Origin of the sequence: Shewanella sp. M-Br (genome assembly GCF_036245925.1) — a bacterium.
GTDB lineage: Bacteria > Pseudomonadota > Gammaproteobacteria > Enterobacterales > Shewanellaceae > Shewanella > Shewanella oncorhynchi.
Map to the genome: position 1 here is coordinate 150,053 of NZ_BJBV01000007.1, position 18,933 is coordinate 168,985.

General features: G+C 45.6%; 17 protein-coding genes and 7 tRNA genes. 16 read left to right on the forward strand and 8 right to left on the reverse strand.

Annotation, left to right across the window (positions count from 1 at the left end; all coding sequences use genetic code 11):
* Positions 1 to 86 precede the first annotated feature (86 nt).
* The 7 genes from AAA952_RS07915 to miaB all read right to left on the reverse strand — a co-directional run bounded on the left by AAA952_RS07915 (position 87) and on the right by miaB (position 7,077).
* A complete protein-coding gene (locus AAA952_RS07915; protein WP_338255890.1) occupies positions 87 to 746 on the reverse strand; it encodes a class I SAM-dependent methyltransferase in 660 nt (219 codons plus the stop codon).
* Positions 747 to 933: 187 nt separating this feature from the next.
* Positions 934 to 1,437: a type II secretion system protein gene (locus AAA952_RS07920; RefSeq protein WP_338255891.1), complete on the reverse strand. Its 504-nt coding sequence runs from the start codon at positions 1,435 to 1,437 to the stop codon at positions 934 to 936.
* 10 nt (positions 1,438 to 1,447) lie between these two features.
* Positions 1,448 to 3,022 carry an apolipoprotein N-acyltransferase gene (gene lnt / locus AAA952_RS07925; RefSeq protein WP_338255893.1) on the reverse strand — a complete coding sequence of 525 codons (1,575 nt, stop codon included), beginning with the start codon at positions 3,020 to 3,022 and terminating at the stop codon, positions 1,448 to 1,450.
* Between the two features lie 6 nt (positions 3,023 to 3,028).
* Positions 3,029 to 3,904, reverse strand: a complete 876-nt coding sequence (gene corC / locus AAA952_RS07930; RefSeq protein ID WP_006082742.1) for a CNNM family magnesium/cobalt transport protein CorC — start codon at positions 3,902 to 3,904, stop codon at positions 3,029 to 3,031.
* A gap of 40 nt (positions 3,905 to 3,944) precedes the next feature.
* Positions 3,945 to 4,406 (reverse strand): rRNA maturation RNase YbeY, encoded by a 462-nt coding sequence (gene ybeY, locus AAA952_RS07935; protein ID WP_105251690.1) that lies wholly within the window; start codon positions 4,404 to 4,406, stop codon positions 3,945 to 3,947.
* On the reverse strand, positions 4,396 to 5,445 hold the full coding sequence (locus tag AAA952_RS07940) for a PhoH family protein (protein WP_028761469.1): 1,050 nt from the start codon (positions 5,443 to 5,445) through the stop codon (positions 4,396 to 4,398). Before AAA952_RS07940 ends, ybeY begins: the two co-directional genes overlap by 11 nt.
* Before the next feature lie 207 nt (positions 5,446 to 5,652).
* The gene (gene miaB, locus AAA952_RS07945) at positions 5,653 to 7,077 is read right to left on the reverse strand and encodes a tRNA (N6-isopentenyl adenosine(37)-C2)-methylthiotransferase MiaB (RefSeq protein ID WP_006082739.1); all 1,425 of its coding nucleotides are present in this window, start codon (positions 7,075 to 7,077) and stop codon (positions 5,653 to 5,655) included.
* 377 nt (positions 7,078 to 7,454) lie between these two features.
* Between miaB and AAA952_RS07950 the strand changes: the two genes are divergently transcribed.
* The 10 genes from AAA952_RS07950 (at position 7,455) to AAA952_RS07995 (ending at position 11,743) form a co-directional block, all read left to right on the forward strand.
* Entirely contained in the window at positions 7,455 to 8,717 is a 1,263-nt protein-coding gene (locus AAA952_RS07950) for an FAD-dependent monooxygenase (RefSeq protein ID WP_338255901.1), read from the forward strand.
* Between the two features lie 165 nt (positions 8,718 to 8,882).
* A complete protein-coding gene (pth, locus tag AAA952_RS07955; protein ID WP_113939293.1) occupies positions 8,883 to 9,470 on the forward strand; it encodes an aminoacyl-tRNA hydrolase in 588 nt (195 codons plus the stop codon).
* A 130-nt stretch (positions 9,471 to 9,600) separates the two neighbouring features.
* The gene (gene ychF / locus AAA952_RS07960) at positions 9,601 to 10,692 is read left to right on the forward strand and encodes a redox-regulated ATPase YchF (RefSeq protein ID WP_028761466.1); all 1,092 of its coding nucleotides are present in this window, start codon (positions 9,601 to 9,603) and stop codon (positions 10,690 to 10,692) included.
* Positions 10,693 to 10,900: 208 nt separating this feature from the next.
* Positions 10,901 to 10,977 (forward strand) — tRNA-Met (locus AAA952_RS07965).
* 94 nt (positions 10,978 to 11,071) lie between these two features.
* Positions 11,072 to 11,156 (forward strand) — tRNA-Leu (locus AAA952_RS07970).
* Between the two features lie 60 nt (positions 11,157 to 11,216).
* Positions 11,217 to 11,291 (forward strand) — tRNA-Gln (locus AAA952_RS07975).
* A 24-nt stretch (positions 11,292 to 11,315) separates the two neighbouring features.
* Positions 11,316 to 11,390, forward strand: a tRNA-Gln gene (locus tag AAA952_RS07980).
* Between the two features lie 2 nt (positions 11,391 to 11,392).
* A tRNA-Met gene (locus AAA952_RS07985) sits at positions 11,393 to 11,469 on the forward strand.
* A gap of 75 nt (positions 11,470 to 11,544) precedes the next feature.
* Positions 11,545 to 11,629 (forward strand) — tRNA-Leu (locus AAA952_RS07990).
* Between the two features lie 39 nt (positions 11,630 to 11,668).
* Positions 11,669 to 11,743, forward strand: a tRNA-Gln gene (locus tag AAA952_RS07995).
* Positions 11,744 to 11,949: 206 nt separating this feature from the next.
* Here the strand turns inward: AAA952_RS07995 and AAA952_RS08000 are convergent.
* Positions 11,950 to 12,666, reverse strand: coding sequence for a hypothetical protein (locus tag AAA952_RS08000; protein WP_338255981.1), 717 nt, complete (start codon positions 12,664 to 12,666; stop codon positions 11,950 to 11,952).
* 470 nt (positions 12,667 to 13,136) lie between these two features.
* Between AAA952_RS08000 and AAA952_RS08005 the strand changes: the two genes are divergently transcribed.
* The 6 genes from AAA952_RS08005 (at position 13,137) to secD (ending at position 18,932) form a co-directional block, all read left to right on the forward strand.
* Positions 13,137 to 13,733, forward strand: a complete 597-nt coding sequence (locus tag AAA952_RS08005) for a PepSY-associated TM helix domain-containing protein (RefSeq protein WP_338255906.1) — start codon at positions 13,137 to 13,139, stop codon at positions 13,731 to 13,733.
* A gap of 16 nt (positions 13,734 to 13,749) precedes the next feature.
* Positions 13,750 to 14,262 (forward strand): DUF2271 domain-containing protein, encoded by a 513-nt coding sequence (locus AAA952_RS08010; protein WP_105251693.1) that lies wholly within the window; start codon positions 13,750 to 13,752, stop codon positions 14,260 to 14,262.
* Positions 14,263 to 14,317: 55 nt separating this feature from the next.
* Positions 14,318 to 15,136, forward strand: coding sequence for a DUF4198 domain-containing protein (locus tag AAA952_RS08015; protein ID WP_338255909.1), 819 nt, complete (start codon positions 14,318 to 14,320; stop codon positions 15,134 to 15,136).
* Between the two features lie 298 nt (positions 15,137 to 15,434).
* Positions 15,435 to 15,911, forward strand: coding sequence for a transcription elongation factor GreA (gene greA / locus AAA952_RS08020; RefSeq protein WP_028761461.1), 477 nt, complete (start codon positions 15,435 to 15,437; stop codon positions 15,909 to 15,911).
* Between the two features lie 398 nt (positions 15,912 to 16,309).
* Positions 16,310 to 16,891: a hypothetical protein gene (locus AAA952_RS08025; protein ID WP_338255912.1), complete on the forward strand. Its 582-nt coding sequence runs from the start codon at positions 16,310 to 16,312 to the stop codon at positions 16,889 to 16,891.
* 226 nt (positions 16,892 to 17,117) lie between these two features.
* Entirely contained in the window at positions 17,118 to 18,932 is a 1,815-nt protein-coding gene (gene secD / locus AAA952_RS08030; protein ID WP_338255914.1) for a protein translocase subunit SecD, read from the forward strand.
* The last annotated feature ends 1 nt before the right edge of the window (position 18,933 follow it).

Consider the following 18,933-nt stretch of genomic DNA (forward strand, 5'->3'; position numbering starts at 1 on the left):
TCGTTTTTTTTTGAGTTCTATTAGACCTAAATGGCTCATATCTGCATTATGTCGCGGCATGAAAACATGCACTAATTAGTGTTGTATCAACTGTTGGTACGAGAATAGCTGAGGATTTGACCGCCAAAGGGCGCTAATAAAAATTCAGTGTGAATGGGTTTATGTTGTGTATGTTCGTAACCTAAGGTCACCATACGTTTGCTGAATTTTGCATGATTACCACGACCGGGATCGACTAAGACTACATCACAAATTGGTTTAGCATGCTGCTCAATAAATTGTGATAAGAGATCGGCATGTTCTTGTTCGTACAAGAGATCGCTGCCGATAATGAGATCAAATAAACCTAAATTAGTTTGTGCATCTGCCCATCCTGTTCGAACAAACGGAATCGCACGACCATGATTTAAATCGACATTCTGCTTAAGGAAATTTTCCGACTCGGGGTGATAGTCGGTTGCTGTGATGTCGGCATGTCTGTGGTTTAGCACTAGACTTGCCAGCCCTATACCGCAGCCAACCTCAAGAATGCGTTTATTGTCAATTTTGTAGTCTGCCATGTGGTGCGAGAGCACTTGGCTCGATGGCCAGACTATGCCAAATAACGGCCAAGTTGCGGAGGAAATACCGAGCTTTTCAGCTTTGCCATCTAGGTCTTCAAATTCTTGGTTATTTCTTAGGGTTCTGACATGAATGTCGAGATCCCCAAATTCGTGGGTTTGGTAGCGCACGCGAAGCTGTGCCATAGAGTTGCCTTGACTGTGTACCTTGGTAAGGAACGAGGTAATGGTACCAATCATATTGGCTATGCAGACACAGTCACTGTGATTGGTATAAGGCCACGTCTAATCGTTCACCTTAACGTGGAACGCGCAATCAGCCTAATGTATTCGCAGACAATTGCGGGATAACACAGGTTAACTGAGTGTCAGCCTAACAACCTTGGGTGTTGATATCATATTGCGGCGCAGTGCTGGCATCGCTGGCTTGGGTGTAGCGGAAATAGCATTGGTCATCATTCACTAAGGAATTGTTGTTAAGATCGTAGCCTATATAAGTGATATCAATGCCTTGATATTGGATGATAAGTTTATCATCTGAGGTGATCCATTTTTCCACATCAGTATTATCGAGGTAACCCCATTTTAATCGTGTATCTGGAGTGCCATCACCATTGAAGTCGATATCAATAATATCATCGCGCCCAGCTACTGCTTGGCTTAGTAGGCTAGGCATTTGGGTTTTTGAGTAAGCAAGCATATTGGCTGTTTTAACGCTGGCCTGTACTTGGTTTAAGGTTTGTACCCGCGCTTCTTTACTTAAACCGATAAATCTAGGCGCGGCGATCACAGCCAAGATCCCAAGCACAATAATCACAACGACAAGTTCAATTAAGGTAAAACCTGCCACATCTTGTTTATTAACTTGGTAATGCACGGCCTAAATCCTATTGCGCTTTAAAACGTCGGGCAAGACCGAGCAGAACGATTAAACCACAGAGTATCAGTAGGGGTATTTGGCCTAATTTTGCAAACCAAGTTTGTCCTGTGACTAATGGAATAGTTGCACTTAGCACGCCTATTTCAAACTGTGGTAATGACGCTGTGATATTGCCACGCTCATCGACTATGGCTGTCACGCCATTATTGGTTGCGCGTAATAGAGGCCGACCCAATTCAACCGCGCGCATTTGAGCGATCTCCATATGCTGTAATGGCCCGTTTGAACTACCAAACCAAGCATCATTAGAGACAGTTAATAGTATATCTGTCCCTTGATTAACGTTGTCGCGCAACTGTTCAGGAAAGGCTATTTCATAACAAATTGCTGGCGCGATTTTATGGCCTAGGGCGCTGAGGTTCGGCTGTTGATATTCGCCTCGTGTAAAGGACGACATGGGCAAATTAAAGAAAGGTGCTATCGGGCGCAGCAGCGCTTCAAAGGGGACAAACTCGCCAATTGGCAACAGATGGTGTTTCTTAAATTGATTGCTACCATCGCCCTCATAGTCTGGGCCTGCTTGTTGTTTCTGATTATGATTACCAAGCACAATCAATGAATTATAGAACTCATTGTTTTGATGGCTAATAATGCCAGTGATAATTGAGGTATGGTTTAGATTGGCGACTTTATTGGCGTTATCTAAAAAGTCCTGCACCATAGATTCTGGCGCTGGAATTGCCGCTTCTGGCCAAATAATGATATCGGCATCCAGATGTTCGCGGGATAAATCCATGTATTTTAACAGCGTCGGCCACAGGGCATCGGGTTCCCACTTCATGCTTTGGGGAATATTGCCTTGCACCAGTGCCACTTTAACATTTTCACCCGTAGGATGAATGTCCCAAAGTTTAGGCGCAGCCCACACTGCCAGAATACTGAGCGGCAGTAAAAGCAGTAAACTCTTATAACGCTTAGTAAAACAAAGCGCTAATGCACCAGCGAGCATGGTCAATACAAAACTTATTCCCAGTGTGCCTATGATACTGGCAAGGGGTTTTAACGGCCCTTGAGTTTGCGAGTAACCCGCCCATAACCAAGGGAAGCCTGTCATTACCCAGCCACGAGCCCATTCGGTCAAGGTCCATAACGCGGGGAATAGGGCGAGATTACGCCAAAGACCAAATCGAGTTTCACCATCATGGCTCAGCGTTTTAGTTAACCAAACCAGCGCCAAACCAGTTAGCGCGGGATACAAGGCTAAATACAAGGCTAACAAGGCCATTAACCCAACGGAGGCAATGAGCGGCATACCACCAAAGGTATCCATGCTCACGTGAACCCAGCTGATCCCTACGGCAAAACAGCCAAATCCAAAGCTTAACCAATAGTAAAAGCTTGCCTTAGCGCTCAGCGTTCGGCTGTGCCAGAGGGCAATAGCTATGGCAAACGGATAGATTATCCAAATGGAATAGGGCGCAAATGAAAGCGCCGTACTGGCGCCAAGGGCAAATGCCAGCACGAGTCTCACAGCACTAGGTTGGGACTGTTGTTGGGCAAATGCCCGGATTTTTTTTAGCACGAGTGATTATTCTACGTCTTCGCCAGTATTAGGATCGGGGAGTTTAACTCTGAGTTGGATTAAACGCCTAGTGTCAGCATTGATGACTTTAAATTCAATGCCTTCAATGATGATGCTCTCGTTACGTTCTGGCAGATGGCCAAAGGCGTGTGAGACTAAGCCACCGACGGTATCAAACTCTTCATCGCTGAATTCAGTGTTGAATTCTTCGTTGAAATCTTCGATTGGCGTCAAAGCTTTAACCATATAAACCGTGTTACCAACTTTGCGGATCTCGGTTTCTTCAGTACTATCGTGGTCGAATTCGTCTTCAATTTCGCCGACAATTTCTTCAAGAATATCTTCGATAGTCACGAGTCCCGATACACCGCCGTACTCATCAACCACAATCGCCATATGGTAGCGTTGAGAGCGGAATTCTTTTAGCAGAACATCGACGCGTTTGCTTTCGGGCACAACCACGGCGGGACGGATCACGCGATCCAGTGAGAAGGGCTCATCACTGTTGGAGAAACCGTAAGGGATCAAATCTTTGGCAAGCAATATGCCTTCGATATGGTCTTTATCTTCGTTAACAACGGGGAAGCGCGAGTGACCTGAACCAATCACAGTCGCAAGTAACTCTTCGACCGAGTTGTCTATCTGGAGGGCGACAATTTGAGCTCTTGGGATCATGATATCCCGAACACGCATATCAGAAACGTCTAATACACCTTTTATCATCTCGCGGGTGTCTTGGGTGATCAAATCGCGCTGCTCGGCACCATCAATCACATCGACTAGATCTTCGCGATTTTGAGGTTCGCCCTGAAATAGCTGACTTACTCTATCAAACCAACCTTTCTTGTGGGCGTTCGTACTAGGGGGGATATCGTCACTCATAGTTTTCTCATTAGCTTTTGATAGGGATTATCTTAGCTAATTATTGTTCCTTATATGGGTCAGTAAAACCTAAGCTTTCAATGAGTTGAGTCTCTAATGACTCCATCTCTTCGGCTTCTTCATCGTCGATGTGATCATACCCTAGCAGATGCAAGCAACCATGTACAACCATGTGTGCCCAGTGCGCTTCTAGTGGTTTTTGTTGTTCACGGGCTTCATTTTCAACGACTGCCGCGCAAATGACAAGATCTCCGAGTAAAGGAAGTTCAATTTCTGGTGGTGCTTCAAAGGGAAATGACAGCACATTGGTCGGTTTGTCTTTACCGCGATAGGTATTGTTGAGCATTTGGCTCTCGCGGCTATCGACGATACGTATGGTTAATTCAGCTTCATCCATGCTATTGCCAATTGCGGTAGTGACCCAAAGGGCGAATTGTTCGTCCGTTGGTAGCCACTCACTGGTGCTGGCATGTTGAATATCTAAGGCTAACTCAAGACTCATGTGTTGCGGCTTCCTGCTGTTGCTTTTGGTACTGGCTTTCTTTTTTGGCTTTTAATGTTTGCTCTTTTAACTCGAAGGCTTCATAGGCTTCAACGATACGGGCAACCACAGGATGGCGGACTACATCTTGGGAGACAAAAAAGTTAAAGCTGATTTCTTCGACTTGGCTTAACACTTCAATCGCGTGACGTAGTCCTGACTTTTGATGTTTAGGTAAGTCGGTTTGAGTGATGTCGCCTGTGATCACCGCACGGGAATTGAAACCGATACGGGTAAGGAACATCTTCATCTGCTCGATTGTGGTGTTTTGGCTTTCATCGAGAATAATAAAGGCATCGTTCAAGGTACGACCGCGCATATAGGCAAGCGGCGCCACTTCTATTACATTTTTCTCGATGAGGCGTTCCACTTTTTCAAAGCCAAGCATTTCGAATAACGCATCGTAGAGCGGACGCAAATAGGGGTCGACCTTTTGGCTGAGATCACCAGGTAAGAAACCGAGTTTTTCACCCGCCTCCACCGCAGGGCGAGTCAGCAGAATGCGGCGCACTTCTTGGCGCTCTAACGCATCTACTGCCGCTGCTACGGCAAGGTAGGTTTTGCCCGTTCCTGCAGGACCAATACCGAAGGTAATATCGTGACGCGTAATATTGGCCACATATAAGCTTTGATTCGGATTGCGTGGCTTAATGACACCGCGGCGGGTTTTGATATTAATACCGCTGTCGTCGTTAGCGTCTGCTTGCTCTAGGGCAATGGCCGCTTGAATAGCGATATGGACTTGCTCAGGCTCAAGATCGGGCGTGCTGCCTTTAACCGTTTGGGTCTCGATGTAGAGTTCTTTGAGTAAGTTGTTGGCGCTTAAACAATTGCGTGGCAGTCCGGTGATCTGGAAATGATTGTTCTTACGGACGATTTCGACGCCAACGCGACGTTCTATCTGCTTGATATTGTCATCGAATGGACCGCACAGTGAAGCCAAACGGCGTGTTTCTGCGGGTTCGAGATACAGATTCATGGTAGTTAATTTACTGGACAAATAGCACTCCCAATAGCGAATAAGAAAGCAAGGTACGAGGTTGGTTAACCATCGCAAGATAATTTTAGTTTACGAGCCATAGCCGATAATTGCTAACGGAAAATAACAATTGCCTCGGTAGACTTAAACAAAAGTGCGTGAAAGCAAAAGGGCGACTAAGTCGCCCTTCTTTATATAGGTATTTTTTAAGTTAAGCCGATTTAGCGCTTATGGCTTAAATTGAGTCACACCCAGTTCATCATCTTGCTTGCGCTTGGCCAGAATTTCAGCAGGACGCAGGCTACGACGTAGATCCATTTCATCTTCGCCGCGGATAAAGACACCGCGCAGTGAGTTAGTGTAAACGTCGACAATTTCGACATCCACGAAAGTACCAATGTGTTTTGGTTGACCTTCGAAGTTCACCACTCGGTTGTTCTCAGTACGGCCGCGCAGTTCCATAGGATTTTTCACCGATGGCCCTTCAACCAGAATACGTTGCACTGTGCCCATCATGTGGCGGCTGTAGCGCATGGCTTGCTGGGTGATGCGGTCTTGCAGAATCGCCAGACGTTGTTTTTTCTCTTCCATATCGACGTTATCGGGTAAATCCGCCGCTGGCGTGCCCGGACGTGCGCTATAGATAAAGCTGAAGCTGTGGTCGAAACCTATGTCTTCAATCAACTTCATGGTATCGGCAAAGTCTTCTTTGGTTTCGCCAGGGAAGCCAATGATAAAGTCCGAGCTGATTTGAATCCCTTCACGGGCTTTACGCAGGCGGCGGATGATTGACTTATATTCAATCGCCATATGGCCGCGTTTCATCGCCGTGAGAATACGGTCAGAACCCGATTGCACTGGCAAGTGCAAGAAGCTTACAAGCTCAGGGGTATCTTCGTAAACGTCGATGATATCTTGTGTAAATTCAATCGGATGACTGGTCGTGAAGCGGATGCGGTCAATACCGTCGATGGCTGCCACGAAACGCAGTAATTCCGCAAAGGTACAGATAGCGCCATCGTGAGTTGCGCCGCGATAGGCATTCACGTTTTGGCCGAGCAAGTTTACTTCGCGCACACCTTGCTCTGCCAATTGGGCGATTTCAAGGATAATATCGTCCGATGGACGGCTGACTTCTTCGCCGCGAGTATAAGGTACGACACAGAACGAGCAGTATTTGCTGCAACCTTCCATGATAGACACAAACGCGGTTGGGCCTTCGGCGCGTGGCTCTGGCAGACGGTCGAATTTTTCGATTTCAGGGAAGCTGATATCGATAACCGCTTTGTCGCCACGGCGCACTTGCTCGATCATCTCGGGCAGACGGTGCAAGGTTTGTGGTCCGAAAATAATGTCGACACATTGGGCTCTGTCTTTAATGGCTTTGCCTTCTTGTGAGGCAACGCAGCCGCCCACGCCAATAATCAAATTGGGATTTTTATCTTTAAGCGTCTTCCAGCGTCCTAGCTGATGGAACACTTTTTCTTGCGCTTTTTCGCGGATAGAACAAGTGTTGAGCAGGAGAATGTCTGCCTCAGACGCTTCTTCAGTCAAGGTATAACCTTGGTATTCGCCTAACAGATCAGCCATCTTGGATGAGTCATACTCATTCATTTGACAGCCCCAAGTCTTGATATGGAGTTTCTTACTCATCAGTTGTGTCGCCCTAAGATGACCAATAAAAATAGCGCGACATTTTACCTGCTGTTACGGCTGCTGACCAGCTTTGTCCACACTTTTAGCTGTTGGCTTTTGCCAAGGGCGATACCCTCACAAATGCTAGGTTTTTATTGTTCGGCTGCATTTGGGCAAGATTAATATTGTTAACAGGTTGAGCTTTCGTTATTTCCAGCAAACTATTCGGGCTTGAATGCCTATGTCTTCACGGATTTCGAATCGAAATGCGCTCAACATTTCCGTGGTATCTTGATATAAGGCATAATCGAGCGGGTTTGTGAAAAGTCGCTTAGGCAGAAATACAGAAGGGCTTAAAGGTGCTAACTAAGGTAGTAACTAAGGTGGTAAGTAGGATGAGCCAGATTGAAGAGACACATGCACAGATGATATCCGACACCACAGATTCTAACGTGACTCATTCTGACGTCACTCATGCAGAAGGCACTCGATTCGATGTCATTCTTGTCGGCGGCGGCATGGTTGGTGCGGCGACGGCAATTGGATTAGCCCAACAGGGTTTGCAAGTGGCGGTGATTGAATCTTTTGCGCCAGAAGCTTATCAAGCCGAACAGCCATTAGATGTGCGAGTCTCGGCCATCAGTGTGGCTTCTGAAACGCTGCTTGAACGTCTTGGCGCCTTGGACTCATTGCTCAAGATGCGTAATGTGCCTTATTTGGGCTTAGAAACTTGGGAGCTCGATGGCTGCATCACCCAATTCCACTGTTCACAAATTGGCGCCAGCCATTTAGGCCATATAGTCGAAAACCGTTTAATCCAACTTGCCCTGTGGCAACAGATGACACAATTGGCAGGCATCACCTTATATTGTCCCGATAAAGTGGTGGCATTTACCCGCGATAGCGACGGTGTGAGCGTGCACTTACAGTCAAATAGTAAACTGACCGCTAAGTTGTTGGTTGGCGCCGATGGTGCTCACTCGCAGGTACGTCAATGGGCGGGAATTGGCATTTCGGGTTGGGATTACGCTCAATCGGCCATGTTGATTAATATCAACACCGCACAGGGGCAACAGGATGTGACTTGGCAGCAGTTTACGCCCAAAGGACCGCGTTCATTATTACCTTTACCAGGCAATAACGCTTCGCTGGTGTGGTACGACGATGCCAATCGAATTAAGCAGTTAATGCAGCTTAATCATAAACAGTTGGCCGAGCAGATACGTTTGCATTTCCCTGCGCGCTTAGATGCCGATTTCACCGTTGAGAATAAAGGCAGTTTTGGCCTCACTCGTCGGCATGCCCAGCGCTACTATAGTCAGAACGTGGTGATTTTAGGCGATGCCGCCCACACCATTAATCCCCTCGCTGGCCAAGGGGTGAACCTTGGGTTTAAGGATGTCGAAGCGTTTTTGGCGGTCATCAAGGATGCATTAGCTCAAGATAATATCTGGTGGTCGAATGAGGTGCTTGCCCAATATCAGCGCAAGCGTTATCGCGATAATCAATTGATGATGACGGCGATGGATTTGTTTTACGCCGGTTTTAGCAACGATATTCTGCCGCTAAAGCTGCTGCGTAATGGCGCGTTAAAGTTAGCAAACATCAATTCCCCGCTCAAAAAGACTGTCCTTAAATATGCTATGGGGCTTAATTAACGCTTTGTTGTTCTGTGTTCTGACCTTATGTTCTGCTCCTGTCCGATGACGTGGCATTTGTTGACTTGGGGTTTGAGTGCTAAAATGCCGCGTTTTTAGCTGGTATGGTCAGTTCAGTCGGCGCTTTGCGCGGCTGTCATCGACGAAATAACGATATTGAGTGTCATGAGCGAAATAAAATTAATAGTTGGTCTGGCTAATCCAGGTGCTGAATATGCACACACTCGCCATAATGCGGGGGCTTGGTACGTTCTTGAGTTAGCGAGAATTTGCGGCGTGACTTTAGTGGCCGACAGTAAGTATTTTGGCTTGACTGCCAGAGCCTTATTGCACGGTAAAGATGTCCGCTTATTGATCCCAACGACTTATATGAATTTAAGCGGTAAAGCGGTTGGCGCTTTGGCGAATTTTTTTCGTATCACGCCGGAAGAGATTCTGGTCGCTCACGATGAACTCGATCTGCCGCCCGGTGTGGCTAAGTTTAAGCTCGGTGGCGGTCATGGCGGCCACAATGGTCTGAAAGATATTATTGCTAAACTGGCTAACGATAAAAACTTCTACCGTTTACGCTTAGGTATCGGTCATCCTGGTGATAAAAACCAAGTGAGTGGTTACGTACTGGGAAAAGCACCTGCTAAAGAGCAAGAACTTATCGAGGCGGCGATAGATGAAGCTGTGCGTTCTACCGAAATTTTGTTTAAACAAGACATGGTGAAAGCCATGAACAGATTACACTCCTTTAAAGCGGAGTAGGTTTTGCCTTTGGCGAGACTCAAGTGTTAAGTGATTTAATTATTCAGTAATGTGCTGCCATAGGGCAGGACGACTAAACCTCGCTGATGAGTGTGACTTGTCAGCCAATAATCGAGAGAAAGGTAAGCATATGGGTTTTAAATGCGGCATTGTTGGTCTTCCTAACGTAGGTAAATCAACGCTTTTTAATGCGTTAACTAAGGCTGGCATCGAAGCGGCTAACTTCCCGTTTTGTACCATTGAACCTAACACTGGTGTTGTACCTGTGCCGGATCCACGTCTGGATGCGTTAGCTGCGATTGTGAATCCACAACGTGTGTTACCTACTACCATGGAATTCGTGGATATTGCGGGTCTTGTGGCTGGCGCATCTAAAGGCGAGGGCTTAGGTAACAAGTTCCTCGCTAACATTCGTGAAACCGATGCTATTGGTCATGTAGTACGTTGTTTTGATGATGACAACATTGTTCACGTTGCTAACAAGGTTGACCCAGCTGGCGATATTGAAGTCATCAACACTGAATTAGCGTTAGCTGACTTAGACAGTTTAGAGCGTGCGGTTCAGCGTCAGCAGAAACGTGCTAAAGGTGGCGATAAAGACGCTAAGTTTGAAGTGGAAGTATTAGAAAAAATGCGCCCCATTTTAGACGAAGCTAAAATGTTGCGTTCAATGGATTTATCGAAAGAAGAGCTGGAAGCAGTGGCTTACCTGAACTTCTTAACCTTAAAACCGACCATGTATATTGCTAACGTTGCGGAAGATGGTTTTGAAAATAACCCGCACTTAGATGCCGTTCGCGCCATTGCTGCGACAGAAAACGCTATCGTTGTTGCCGTATGTGCGGCGATTGAATCTGAACTGGCCGAGATGGAAATCGAGGAGCGCGATGAGTTTATGGCGGATCTGGGTATCGAAGAACCAGGTTTAGATCGTGTGATCCGCGCAGGTTATGAATTACTGAATCTGCAAACCTATTTCACCGCAGGCGTGAAAGAAGTGCGTGCTTGGACTGTGCCTGTGGGGGCGAGTGCTCCGCAAGCGGCGGGCGTTATCCATACCGATTTTGAACGCGGTTTTATCCGTGCCCAAGTGATGGCATTTGACGACTTTATTGCCCACAAAGGTGAAGCTGGCGCGAAAGAAGCCGGTAAGTTACGCGTGGAAGGTAAAACCTATATCGTTAAAGATGGCGATGTGATGCATTTCCTGTTTAACGTATAACAAAGCTTATTCACGCTGTAAGTCTCGATAAATTAAGCTAAGTATGAGCAACAAGGTGTTATTTAGCACATCTGTTGCTCAGTTTGGTGAAGTAATAGCCGAACAGCTTAACCTAAGGGAAATAGCGAAAAAAAGCTGTTGACCTAGATACCTCGAATAAGCATAATACGCCCCGTTCCTCGCTGAGAGAGGCGCGTAATATCGATGTGGCAATGTAGCTCAGCTGGTTAGAGCACAGCACTCATAATGCTGGGGTCGCAGGTTCAAGTCCCGCCATTGCTACCATTTTATTTAAGATAAATTTCTTATATAAAATGAATCACGATTTTACTCTAGCATTGATTGCTAGCATCTCTTCACGATGTAAACATGAAGCTGTGCGGGAATGGTGAAATTGGTAGACACGCCAGATTTAGGTTCTGGTGCCGCAAGGTGTGAGAGTTCAAGTCTCTCTTCCCGTACCATTTTTTAGATATATGAATTTAGAAACATCGGCGATAGCGGATGTTTGAAACAGAGTTAGTTGGGGTATCGCCAAGTGGTAAGGCACCGGGTTTTGATCTCGGCATTCCAAGGTTCGAATCCTTGTACCCCAGCCATTTTTTCTCAGTTTCCAAGTTGATTGGGGTATCGCCAAGTGGTAAGGCACCGGGTTTTGATCTCGGCATTCCAAGGTTCGAATCCTTGTACCCCAGCCATTGGCAATGTAGCTCAGCTGGTTAGAGCACAGCACTCATAATGCTGGGGTCGCAGGTTCAAGTCCCGCCATTGCTACCATATTTAGCTCTGTTAAAGTGATTTTTCAGAGAAAAATCCAAAACTGTTGAATAGACAATTTTGGTACATTTTGATGCGGGAATGGTGAAATTGGTAGACACGCCAGATTTAGGTTCTGGTGCCGCGAGGTGTGAGAGTTCAAGTCTCTCTTCCCGTACCATCAAAATGCAATCTTCTATAGAAGATTAAACAAGTTTATTGGGGTATCGCCAAGTGGTAAGGCACCGGGTTTTGATCTCGGCATCCCAAGGTTCGAATCCTTGTACCCCAGCCAAAAAGTTAAAAAGCCTGTCTTCGGACAGGCTTTTTGCTTTTTAACTTTTAACTAATTTCAGCTTAGCGCTATTTTGCTTTGAGTTTCCCTTCAATTAGCCCGTCCAGCCTTTCCCTTGTTTCTATAATTCCCGTTGGTTGTGGCAATTCAGCTATTTTCAAAGTTAATCCACAGTGCCATTTGAGCTGACACTGTGGTGATCCGTTTTATTGCTTTTTGACTTCAGGAGCAACGGGTGGCGATTTTATTTCTGCTGGAGCCGCTGGAACGGCGACTTTTGCAGCTGCTTCAATGATAGTGATTGGCATTGCAGCATTCTTAATGACGGCATTCTCTGTGACCGCACTATCAATAACGGCACCTTGGGCCGCTTTAACATCACCTGTTGCAACGGCTTTGACAGCATCAGGTATTGCTAATTGTTGCTGTACTTGATTTGCGCCCGCTTCTAAGGCTTTTTGTTGTAACTTCTGTGGATCGGTATAGTCGGCTAATTCCTTCGGCCAACTTGGGACCCGTTTTTCTACCTGATTACTGAATTGCTCAGAAATCACTAAGGGTGCACCGCCTTTCATCAGCATGACTGCCATTTGGTTGGTGTCTGAGTTCCAAACAAGACCCGCTTTTTCGGCCATTTCGGGGACCGGGGTGTAAGTTGACACTAAGTAGATGAGTGGACCTTCCTGTTGGATCTTGTCGGCCGTTTTGAGCAGGGACAGGGTCGTATCGTAATTTTTACCCAGCAATTCCTGCATACGGTTTTTGATGAGCGGTTGTTCAAATAATCCGACATCGTTCGGATCTAAACCGACAAGGGGTTTAAGCAGGGCCCACATGAGCTGGCCTTGAGGTGACATTAATAATAGTGGTGCAACACAGGCGTTGAGCATTAATGCGAGCCACACAATATGCAGGCAGCGCATTTTTTTGAGCAGAGATGTACTCAAGATGATATTTCCTTGGAAGTACCAGCAAGTCGCCGGCGGCGGATTGTAGCTGATTGGCGTAAGGTAAACGAGAGGGTGGTAAAGTAAATTTTAAGCAAAAAAATTAGCCCACATGTTGGATTTTATCCTTCTGAATTTTAAAGGTATTTACAGGTGATACAATAAATTATTTGCTGCTAATTTAATCGAAGGTAATGGTTTTTGAGTGCTAAAAACAGATTTACCCCTAAGTGCTTTATTTTTAGCACTTATTTTTCTTCTTACTTTTTAACTTCTTTTTCAGTATTGAATATGTAAAGTTTGTAAACTTTGTTCTGTTTGATAATCGATCTCATTTAATCTCGGCGCATTAAATTAGTTTAATGCAGCTCATTTCTCTCTTTAGCTGCATAGGGAAAGCAGACTCTGGAGGTATTTCTCTTCGGTTTGTTTTTGAGAGTGCATCATTGAAATTAAGAGTCAGTAAGTCGTCTTTGTCCTTTGCCCGCATTATTCATGTTTATGTGTCTATGGCTTTATTGTTGCTGATGCTGTTTTTTGCGGTGACAGGTATAACGTTAAATCATCCTAATTGGTTTTCTCAAACTGATCAGGAACCTAAGCGGGAACAAGTGCCAATCCCTGCCTATTTGTTACCCGTTAATGCCCAAGACTCACAATGGCGTCTGGCTGCGGGTCATTGGTTGAAAAGTGAATGGGCTATGGATATGGCGAGTGCCGATATCGATGAAGATGAAATTAGTTTAGTCAGCAAAGGGCCCGGCACTTACCGCAGCATGACATTGGACTTACTCGACGGGCAAGCCTATGTCGAAACCTTAGATTACGGTGTCGTTGCCGTAGTGAATGATTTGCATAAGGGCCGTAACACAGGCACAGCTTGGGCTTGGATACTCGATCTCAGCGCTGTGCTTATCATTTTATTTTCGCTCACTGGGGCTTATTTGTTGTTGCCTCAAACCAAGCGCCTCAAAAAGTCATTGTTATACATGGTACTCGTCAGCAGTAGTTGCGGGCTTGTGTATGTTTATTTTGTTCCATAAGGAGTATAGGCCGAGTATGCGTCATCTTATTCGCACCATTGCGGTGAGTGCTTTGTTTGTCAGTTCTGTGGCGTTTGCGACGCCTAAAATGACAGTCGATTTAACCTTGCCTGAAATTACCGAAGGGCAATATCACAGACCTTATGTGGCCGTATGGGTTGAGGATGCCAAGGGGCAAACGGTTAAAACCTTAAGCCTTTGGGTATGGGATGAAGGCCATAAATGGCTGAAAGATATCCGTCGTTGGTGGCGTAAAGCCGGACGCGAAGATATGAGCTTTGTTGACGGTATTGCATCTGCGACACGTCCCGCTGGTCATTACAAAATCGATTGGGATTTAAAAGATGAGGCGGGAAAAGTGCTTGAACCTGCCACTTACACTGTATTTATTGAAGTGGTGCGTGAACACGGTGGTCGTGATCTTGTACGACAAAATATCGATTTAGCTGCAGGAGATTTCTCTGTGCAGTTGCCCGCCACGACAGAAACTGGCGTTATCGACATACGCTTAAGCGGCATGGCTCGTTGAGTCAATCCATTAAATATTTAGCCCGTATATTAATTGTTAAACTTAAGGAAAAGACATGAAATTACGTCTTATTGCATTACTTGGCACACTTTGCATTAGCCCATTGGCAAGTAGCCACGACAGATGGATTTTACCTAGCCACTTCAACGTTTCGGCTGAAAGTGAAGAAATTGTGTGGATTACTTCAGATGTGTCTGCCAGCAATCAAGTGTTTATGATGGATAAACCTTTTAGTGCCAGTGATGTGCGTGTGTTACAGCCAAATGGAAAACCAACGTCTCCAAGCTCAAGTTACACGGGCGGACGTAAGTCGGTGTTTGATGTGCAACTGATGCAAGATGGCACTTATAAGTTTGAAAAAGAAGTTTCACCTCGTTATTTTTCTCAGTATAAAGTTAAAGGAAAAGAAGGGGTTGTACGCAGCCGTATGGATAAAAAAGCCACAACTGCTGCTATGCCAAAGGGAGCCTATGAACTTGAAAGTTCTTTAAATGTGTCGCGGGTTGAAACCTATGTCACACGTAATAAGCCAACTGAGGAAGTGTTAAAGCCTAAGGGGGAATATTTAGAACTAGTGCCTGTGACTCATCCTGCAGATATTATTGAGAATGAAGCTGCTACCCTGCAATTTGTTTTCGATGGTAAGCCCGTTGAAGGCGTTAAAGTCGCCATTATGAAAGACGGTAGCTTATATCGAAACAAACCAGAGGAAATCGAATTTACCTCAGATAAAGACGGTAAAGTTTCAATGATCTTACCTTCAGCAGGACGTTATCTCTTACATGCGGCAATTGAGCGCCCTAATGCAGATAAATCCCTTGCTGATAAAACGGTTAGTGAAATCTTTTTGACCTTTGAGGCTGGGCTTGAATAAATGAGTTAACCTCTATTTGAGGTTTTTGCTTTGAGTCTTAATGCCCACGGTCTAAATGGCGAGTGGGTATTTTTGTATTCATTTCGTACTAAAACGTGTGCGAAATTTCCTTAGGTATACAGATTTGAATTTGATTACTGGTAACTCTGCTTAAGGTTGGGTAAGCTGCGTTAATGCATTGTTCTTGGTGCATCAAAAGCGCATAACGATTAGAATAGCGCAATTCCACCCTCATTTGACTGTGTTGACCTTAGCGTTGGCACGGGTTGCTTTTGTTTTAAAGGAGACGAAAGAAGTTATGACTAAGGTTCCTATGACAGTTGTCGGTGCAGAGCAGCTGCGTAAAGAGTTAGATATTCTCAAGTTTGACCGTCGCCCTAAAATCACTGAAGCAATTGCTTCAGCGAGAGAGTTAGGCGACTTGAAAGAAAACGCGGAATACCATGCGGCTCGTGAGGAACAAGGTATTTGTGAAGCACGTATCCGTGATATTGAGGGTAAGTTATCTAACGCGCAAATTATCGACGTCACTAAGATGGTGAATAACGGTCGTATCATTTTTGGCGCTACTGTGACTATTTTAAATCTTGATACCGATGTCGAAGTGACTTATCGCATAGTCGGCGATGACGAAGCGAATATTAAAGAAAACCTGATTTCAGTTAATTCACCAATAGCCCGCGGCTTAGTCGGCAAAAATGAAGGTGATGAAGTGTCTATTACTACGCCAGGTGGTATGACAGATTACGAAATCATCTCAGTACAGTATTTATAATCTGCTTATATTACTTTGCTTATAGTGTTGTGAGCGTGACTCATGCGATATCGCTAAAACCGTCCTAGGGCGGTTTTTTGTTATCCGCGAATTAAGTTTGTTTACGGCTTGAGCTTAGGGTTCGAATTTAGGGCTTTATCTAAGGATATCGATCGCGCTTCAGCGTTGAATTCGGCGTAAGATGGACAAAGTTTAATTTGTCTCTTTGTAGGTTTTTACCTAAGCTGCCATCCTAGCAAAATCAACATTGGTGAAATGTGTATGTTGTTTTTTTGCGCGAGTTTCACTTTATGGACCCACAGTTAAGCATCAAAAGCGAACAGTGAATAGGTTCATCTTTAGTTTAATAACGTTTTATAAGAGGGCACGCTTTGGTCAAACATTGGCGTACAGGATTGATGTTAGTTTGCGTGGCGATCATGTTGATTGCGCACTCGGCTAGCTATGCGCCAAAACCCTCAGTACAGCGCAGTGATGCAACTCGCCATTATGCTCAGATGCATACTGTGAGTCTTGATAGCTCGATTCCCCATACAAAGCTAAGCGCTGAGCCTCAAAGCTTGCCCGATGCCGATGTTATCGCCCAAGACAATGCACAGCTCAATGCACAGTCTGATGCGCAAACCGTTGAAAGCTGCGTCTCACCGAATAGTCATGATACCAATCGCGTCAGTGCAGACTCAGAATCACAGCCAGCACCTTGTCCGAGCTCTGACTATGTAAGTCATTCTGATAACTTAGATTTTGCCCCGATAAATTCGCCGCGATTTATCAGTCTTGCCCAGCACGATGTGCGTGAGGTCAAGCCAGTATATGTACTCGCTGTAGACTTTACTGCCGAACCGACATCCAATGTCGTTGAACCCACCGATCTTGATATCACATCAGATTGGACGCTTTCTGCTGTTTCTTCCCCCGCCCGAATTTCGGGTTGGAAAGTCTCAAATCTTCAATATCGATTTAGCCAACAAGCCGCTTAACTCGCCTATTTAGGCATGACGTTGATAGGAGCCTACTCTTATCGATTTTTCATGCTGTTGTCTTTTTGTACTCACCGAAACTTTTTATAGCTGCTTAAGTAGGCAGTGATGTTTTGAGCCTTACGAGCTTAGCCGCTGGTACTCAATCACGTGTTTCGGACTGATATCAATATGTTCGCTTAGTGATTTGATTCAAATGCTGAGCGTTAAATAGCGAGTTAATCCCATGGAAAGAAAACTCAATCAACGGCTGCTTAATCACTATTCAGCTTGGAAATACTTAGTGCTTATCGTCACTATTATCGTGATGCTATTCAGTGCCTTGCCGACATTTTACGGTGAGGATGCGGCGGTGCAGGTGGGCGCGAAGGCGGGGTTAACGCTCACACCTATTGCCCTTCGAGATAAGCTACAAGCTGAAGGCGTGACGATAAAACGTATCGACCAAAAAAATGGTGAAACCTTAATTGTCCTCGATGCGGATAACCAACAAACCTTAGTCAAAACTTTAGTCTCTTCTATGGTCGCAGAGCCAAAAGAATTGACTTTATCCCTTGCCAGTGCGGCGCCAAGTTGGTTACAAAACTTAGGCTTTCAGCCGATTAAACTCGGGCTCGACTTGCGCGGTGGCGTACAGTTCTTACTCGATGTTGATATTGATCCTGTTTATCAAACTCAGGCCGAGACGCTTGTTGATTCGCTACGTCAATTCATCCGTGAGCAGAAAATTCGTGGTGCCAGCGTGCATTTGGACCAAAGTCATCAGTTAAACATGACGTTGCCCGATAATGATGCCCGTGCTGCCGTGCGTCAAATGATGAAAGAGTCCTATCCTAATTGGCAGCTATCCAATGCAGATGGCGCGGGTTTACTGATTAAGTTGAGCCAAGAAGAGCAAACGAAACTGCGTAATTTGACAGTGCAGCAAAACTTACAAGTGATGCGCAGCCGTATTGAAGAACTCGGTATCACTGAAGCTTTAGTGCAGCGTCAAGGGGAGCATCGAATTCGGATTGAATTGCCTGGAGTCCAAGATCCTGCCGCTGCCAAGAATGTTATCGGTGCTACGGCGAGTTTGGCCTTTTTCGAGGTTAAAGAGTCTGGCTCCGTTAATGCTATGGTACTCAATGACAAGTCTGGTAAGCCTATTTATGTGAGCCGCACACCAGTGCTGGGTGGCGATCATATTGTCGATGCGAGGGCGAGTTTAGGCGAGATGGGCATGGCGGAGGTGAACATTAACCTTGACCGTGTGGGTGGGCAGAAAATGTCTGAGTTTTCCCGTACCAATATCGGCAAACCTATGGCGACGTCTTACAGCGAATACAGCCGTGATGAGCAAGGTAAGGCAAAGCAAACACAAGAGATTATCAGTGTTGCGACGATTCAATCCCAACTTGGAGATCGTTTTCGCATTACGGGTGCTGGCTCCTATCAAGAAGCACAACAATTAGCTTTGTTACTGCGAGCAGGCTCTATGACGGCGCCAGTGACTATTGTTGAAGAGCGCACTATTGGCCCGACGCTGGGTGCTGAAAACATTGAAAACGGTTTTGCTGCCCTTGGTTTAGGGATGGGGATTACCTTGCTGTTTATGGCGCTTTGGTATCGCCGTCTCGGTTGGGTGGCGAATATAGCGCTGATCTCCAATATGGTGATCCTGTTTGGTTTACTGGCGCTTATCCCTGGCGCTGTGTTGACCTTACCTGGTATTGCGGGTTTGGTGTTAACAGTCGGTATGGCGGTTGATACCAACGTACTGATTTTCGAGCGAATAAAAGACAAGTTAAAGGAAGGTCGCAGTTTTGCGCTGGCAATTGATACGGGGTTTGATAGCGCGTTTTCTACTATTTTTGACGCCAACTTCACCACTATGATCACTGCAGTGGTGCTTTACTCCATAGGTAATGGTCCAATTCAAGGTTTTGCCTTGACCTTAGGTCTAGGTCTGTTGACCAGCATGTTTACCGGTATCTTTGCTTCAAGGGCCTTGATCAACTTAGTTTATGGGCGTGATGCTAGCCGTCATGTAAAGGTATAAC

Coding starts and splice junctions, on each gene's coding strand:
- secD (WP_338255914.1), top strand. CDS start 17,118: ATGGAAAGAAAACTCAATCAACGGCTGCTTAATCACTATTCAGCTTGG.
- AAA952_RS08025 (WP_338255912.1), top strand. CDS start 16,310: ATGTTAGTTTGCGTGGCGATCATGTTGATTGCGCACTCGGCTAGCTAT.
- miaB (WP_006082739.1), bottom strand. CDS start 7,077: ATGAGTAAGAAACTCCATATCAAGACTTGGGGCTGTCAAATGAATGAG.
- AAA952_RS08015 (WP_338255909.1), top strand. CDS start 14,318: ATGAAATTACGTCTTATTGCATTACTTGGCACACTTTGCATTAGCCCA.
- AAA952_RS08000 (WP_338255981.1), bottom strand. CDS start 12,666: ATGCGCTGCCTGCATATTGTGTGGCTCGCATTAATGCTCAACGCCTGT.
- AAA952_RS08010 (WP_105251693.1), top strand. CDS start 13,750: ATGCGTCATCTTATTCGCACCATTGCGGTGAGTGCTTTGTTTGTCAGT.
- pth (WP_113939293.1), top strand. CDS start 8,883: ATGAGCGAAATAAAATTAATAGTTGGTCTGGCTAATCCAGGTGCTGAA.
- ybeY (WP_105251690.1), bottom strand. CDS start 4,406: ATGAGTCTTGAGTTAGCCTTAGATATTCAACATGCCAGCACCAGTGAG.
- greA (WP_028761461.1), top strand. CDS start 15,435: ATGACTAAGGTTCCTATGACAGTTGTCGGTGCAGAGCAGCTGCGTAAA.
- AAA952_RS07915 (WP_338255890.1), bottom strand. CDS start 746: ATGGCACAGCTTCGCGTGCGCTACCAAACCCACGAATTTGGGGATCTC.
- corC (WP_006082742.1), bottom strand. CDS start 3,904: ATGAGTGACGATATCCCCCCTAGTACGAACGCCCACAAGAAAGGTTGG.
- ychF (WP_028761466.1), top strand. CDS start 9,601: ATGGGTTTTAAATGCGGCATTGTTGGTCTTCCTAACGTAGGTAAATCA.
- AAA952_RS07950 (WP_338255901.1), top strand. CDS start 7,455: ATGAGCCAGATTGAAGAGACACATGCACAGATGATATCCGACACCACA.